The organism is Dongia deserti (genome assembly GCF_003574735.1).
Lineage (GTDB): Bacteria > Pseudomonadota > Alphaproteobacteria > Dongiales > Dongiaceae > Dongia_A > Dongia_A deserti.
The window spans coordinates 1-4,805 of sequence record NZ_QORW01000041.1 but is presented as its reverse complement, the minus strand read 5'-3'; the positions used below and the strand labels follow the sequence as shown (position 1 = coordinate 4,805).

Here is a 4,805-nt window from a genome sequence, read left to right as displayed (position 1 = left end):
AGCACATCACGCCGCGCAACAGCTGGGGCTTCCGCTGGCGGCGCGAGTTCCCGGACATGCCGCATGCCTTCCGGATCGCCTTCAAGAACCGCGAGAAGGACTGGCTGCTCGACGAGCGAGTCGTGCCGTTCGACGGCTGGACCGAGGACACCGCCAACAAGTTCGCCGACCTGGAGTTCATCGGGATCACGGATCCCGCTCAGATCTTCCTGGAAGCGCGCTACCGCCAGGCCGACGCGAAGCTGCGGGCGACGCGCTACTGGTGCAACATGGACTTCGAGCACCTGGTGGCGCGCCACGGATCGCTGGTGCTCGTCACGCACGACGTGATCCTGGTCGGCATCAAAGCCGGGCGCATCAAGAGCCTCACGCTCGACGTCGGCAACAACGTGCTGGGCTTCGCCAGCGACGAGATCCTGCCGATGGAGCCGGGCAAGAGCTATGGCGTCTCCATCCGCACCGCGCTTAACTGCAAGGTGACACGGCCGGTCGTGCTCGCGGTCGGCGAGAACAGCGCGGCCACCTTCACGACGCCGATCGGCGCCGAGGAAGCCGCGCAGCTCGGCCTCGAGGCCGGTAACCTGTTCGGCTTCGGGGAGGTCGGCAAGGAGACCCTGGAATGCCTGGTGAAGCGGGTGACAGCCGGCCCGGACTTCACCGCGCGGCTGGAGCTGATGCCTTACGCGCCGGCGGTGCTGGACGCGGACGCGGACCCGATCCCGCCGTTCGAGAGCAAGATCACGCTGACGTCGCAGTTCAACTTCCGTGCGCCGGAACAGCCGATCGTCGAGGACGTGAAGTCGGACGAGAGCGTGCTGGCGGTGCAGCCGGACGGCAGCCTTGAGTCGCGCATTCACATCATCCTCGGGCGCAAGGCGACGCTGCTGCCGCCGGCGGCCGCGATCAAGGTGCGGTTCCGGCGCACGGATGCCGCTCCGGCCGGCGCGTGGCGAAACATGCCGCCGTTCCCCGGTGACGCGACCGAGGTGTGGGCGCAGCCGGTCGACGACAACGTGACGTATGACGTGGAGCTGCAGGCCGTGGCGGCCGACGGCAACGCGTCGGACTGGGCGCGGATCACCAACCACACGGTCATCGGGCAATCGACGCCGCCGCCGGACATCACCACGCTCACGGTCGAGACCACCAGCGACGGCCGCCGGCGCGTGCGCTGGGCTTATCCTACGCTACCGCGCGACCATCGCGGCTTCATTCCCCGGCGGTTGCCCGGCATCAGCTTCGATTTCGCGGCTGGTCAGAATCTCAGCGACGATCCGATCACCGGCACGTTCATCGACCTGCCAGTGCTGGACGGCACCTGGACCATCATGGTCAAGGCGATCGACCGCGCGGGCAACGTCAGCGTTAATCCGGCCTTTGCCATCATCACGCTCGGCACCGCCGAGGACTTCAACATCGTGTTGGAGCGCGATTATGCGGCGGAAGGATTCCCCGGAGCCATCACCGCCGGCTCGGTGATCGCGGGCGCGCTGAAGGCGAATGAGAGCGCCGACTCATTCTGGACCGGCGATGCGAACCCGTTCTGGACCAACGACAACGCGCCGTTCTGGACCTCGACCTACGAGGCGATGACCTATGTCGCGACGCTGGTGCCCGCGACAGAGATCCTGCCGGTGCGCCTGCGGATCAAGACCACGGTCGATGCGGCGGCCTGGACATTGAGCTACCGGCCGACGGGCAGCCAGGCGCCGATGTGGGACGTCGATGAAACCACGCAGATGTGGTCGAACGATGCGAACCCGATGTGGGAACCGGACCCCGACTTCGTGCCCTGGCCAGGCGAGCTGGCCGACCTGCTGCATCAGGAATACGAGTTCCGGGTGAACACCAGTTCGGGTGTCAAGCAGGGCGTCATTTCCGGTTTCATCGCGGTGCTCGACGTCGAGGACATCGAGCAAAGATTCGAGGACGTGGCGGTGCCGATCGGCGGCATCAGGCTGCCCATCACAAAGCCTTTCCGGAAGATCGTCAAGGTGGACTACTCCGTGCAGTTCGATGGTGGCAACGCGGTCGGGTTCCAGACGCTCGACAAGAACAACACGCTCGGCCCGCTGATGAAGGCGATCGATGGCGCGACGCCACCTGCATATACCAGCGGCTTCGGTGACTTCATCGTGCGGGGGTATTGATCGATGACGACGCTGCCGGCTGCCAATGCGATCGCCACGGCGGCAACGCAGGCCGCGCAGAAGATCAATTTCGAAGCGTTGCGCGCCGTCATCGCGGAGCTGCTGGGCGGCGAGGCATCGACGCAGCTCACCATCGCGGGCGGCGTTGTCACGGCGACGCGCGCGCAGCATTCGATCGACACCGAGGGCGCGACGGCGACCGATGACCTCGATCGGATCGCGCAGGACAACCATCCCGACGGCCGATTTCTGGTGATCCGCTCGGCCAATGCCGCGCGCACGGTGGTCGTGAAGCACAATGCCGGCGGTCTCGGCACGATCCTGCTGCACGACGGCGTGAACTTCAGCCTCAACAGCACCAAGAAGGCGCTGCTGCTGCGGCGCGAGGGCACGACCTGGGTCGAGGTCGACCGCGTCTATGGCGACAAGATCGAGGAGATGCGCGCCTGGCTGAAGGTCGAGCCGGACACCGTCTCGACCGCGGTCGACCGCAACATCACCGCCCCCGATCGCGGCAAGGTCATCACGCTGACCGGCGCCACCGACCGCACCTTCACTTTTACCGCGACGTGGGCGGCTCTGGGCGACGGCTGGAACTGCTATTTCAAGAACGCCTCAACCGCCTTTCTAACGATTGTTCCGGCCAGCGGCACGATTGCAGGCAAGGCGACGCTGGTGCTGAAGCCGGGCGAACTGGTCGAGGTGCGCAGCGACGGCGCGAACGGCGACCTGCTCGGCGGCATCCTGATCTGGCGCGAGCGGCTGACTGCGAACCGGACCTATTTCGTCAATCCCGCCGGCAATGACAATAATAACGGCCTTACCGTGGGGGCGCCGTTCCTGACGCTGCAGAAGGCGTGGGACGTCATCCATGACACGCTGGATCTCAATGGGTTCATCGTCACGGTGCAGCTGGCGGATGGGACATATAACACAGGCGTGCTCTGCGAGGGCCTGTGCGTCGGCCAGGACAGCTACGCCAACATTGTCTTCCAGGGCAACAATGCCAACCCGGCCGCAGTGGTTGTGAGCACGACGTCGGCGAGCTGCTTCACTGCCAGAACCGGCGGCCAGTTCACCGTCAAAGATCTGAAGGTCCAGACAACCACCGCAGGGAGTGGTGTTCGATCAATCTTCTACGGCTCGGTCGTAGTGTGCCGAAACCTCAACTATGGTGCATGCGTCGACTACCACAATTTCGCCGGATACCAGGGCTACCTCTCGCTCAACAACGGCGACAACTACACGATCTCGGGCGGTGCCTTCGCACACTACTACGCCTTCAACGCGGGGCTGCTCGATGCCGCCTTCAACGCCACCTGCACTTTGACAGGCAACCCGGCCTTCACCGACTTTGCGCGGGCGGAGAACGGCGGAGTCATCGATGCTCGCAATGCCACATTTTCAGGATCGGCGACGGGGCAGCGCTATGACATTTCCGCGAATAGCTTGATCGACACAAACAGCGGCGGTGCCAGCTATTTCCCCGGCAACAGCGCTGGCGCTGTGACGACGGGCGGTCAATATGTCTAGATCACTCCAGGCCGAACGGCTCTTCGTCGACGACCAGCATGGTGCCGCGGCCGGGCGACGGCCGATCGGCTTCGACCACCGGCGCGATGTAGGCGACCTCGCCGCTATGTCCGCACCGGATCGCCTCGGCGCGCAAGCCCGTGACGCGGCGGAGCTGCACGTCAAGGTCCGCCATTTCGGTGCCGGCGCAGTGAGCCCTGATGTCGTCCTTCGCCGCGTCCAAGTCGACGTGCAGGCGCGCCGGCTGCGGCGGTTCGGCATGGGGGAAGAGGACGACATAGCGGCGCAAGCAAGGCCTCCTGCAACGGTCGCGGGAATATACGCCGACTGCGCGGGAGTCACAACGTGACCGCGCTGACCCTCCCCAACGCGTTCCGGAACGCGGTCAACCAGGGCGTCGCCAAGCAGGCCTTCGAGGACCTGCGCGACTTCGTGGCTCAGGGGCTGGGCGGCGCGGCGGAGTCGACGCTGACCATCGCCACCGGCGTCGTCACGCCGACCTCCGGCCTGCACGCGATCGACACCGAAGCCGCGGCCGCCACCGACGATCTGGACACGATCGCGCAGACGAACCTGCAGGACGGGCAGCTGCTCACCATCCGGATCGCCAACGCCGCGCGCTTGGTGCGCGTGCGGCACAATATCGGCGGCACGGGCAAGATCCTGCTGCAGGGCGGCTCGAACTTCACGCTGGCGAACACCTCCGCTTTCCTGATGCTGAAGCGCGTCGGCACCAGCTGGGAGGAGATCGCGCGGTTCGTGGGGCCGCTGCGGGAGCGGCTACTGGCCAGCCGCACCTACTATGTGCGGACGGACGGCAACGACAACAACGATGGGCTGACGAACACGGCCGCCGGCGCCTTCTTGACGATCCAGAAGTGCTGGAACATCGTGCGCGACACGCTCGATCTCAACGGCTTCACGGTCACGTGCCAGATCGCCGACGGCACCTACAATGCCGGTTTGAACGCGAACGGTCCGCTGGTCGGCCAAGAGCAGGCGGCGCGCTTCATCGTCCTAGGGAACGCGGCGTCCCCGCAGAACGTGGTCATCAGCACGACGGGCTCGAATGCGATCAGCGTCCAGAGTGGCGCGAAGCTGCGGTTGAGCGGTGTGGAGCTA

General features: G+C 65.6%; 4 protein-coding genes. 3 read left to right on the top strand and 1 reads right to left on the bottom strand.

Annotated elements, in window-relative coordinates; translation table 11 throughout:
* Both DTX69_RS29745 and DTX69_RS29740 read left to right on the top strand, forming a co-directional pair.
* Positions 1–2,150, top strand: a 2,150-nt coding sequence (locus tag DTX69_RS29745) for a phage tail protein (protein WP_284736160.1), incomplete at its 5' end; no start/stop codon positions are given.
* A gap of 3 nt (positions 2,151–2,153) precedes the next feature.
* A complete protein-coding gene (locus tag DTX69_RS29740) occupies positions 2,154–3,683 on the top strand; it encodes a hypothetical protein (protein WP_119305218.1) in 1,530 nt (509 codons plus the stop codon).
* Between the two features lies 1 nt (position 3,684).
* Here DTX69_RS29740 and DTX69_RS29735 read toward each other — a convergent pair whose 3' ends face one another.
* On the bottom strand, positions 3,685–3,972 hold the full coding sequence (locus tag DTX69_RS29735; protein ID WP_119305217.1) for a hypothetical protein: 288 nt from the start codon (positions 3,970–3,972) through the stop codon (positions 3,685–3,687).
* A gap of 56 nt (positions 3,973–4,028) precedes the next feature.
* On the opposite strand from DTX69_RS29735, the gene DTX69_RS29730 reads away from it, so the two are divergent.
* Positions 4,029–4,805, top strand: a 777-nt coding sequence (locus DTX69_RS29730) for a hypothetical protein (RefSeq protein ID WP_284736159.1), incomplete at its 3' end; no start/stop codon positions are given.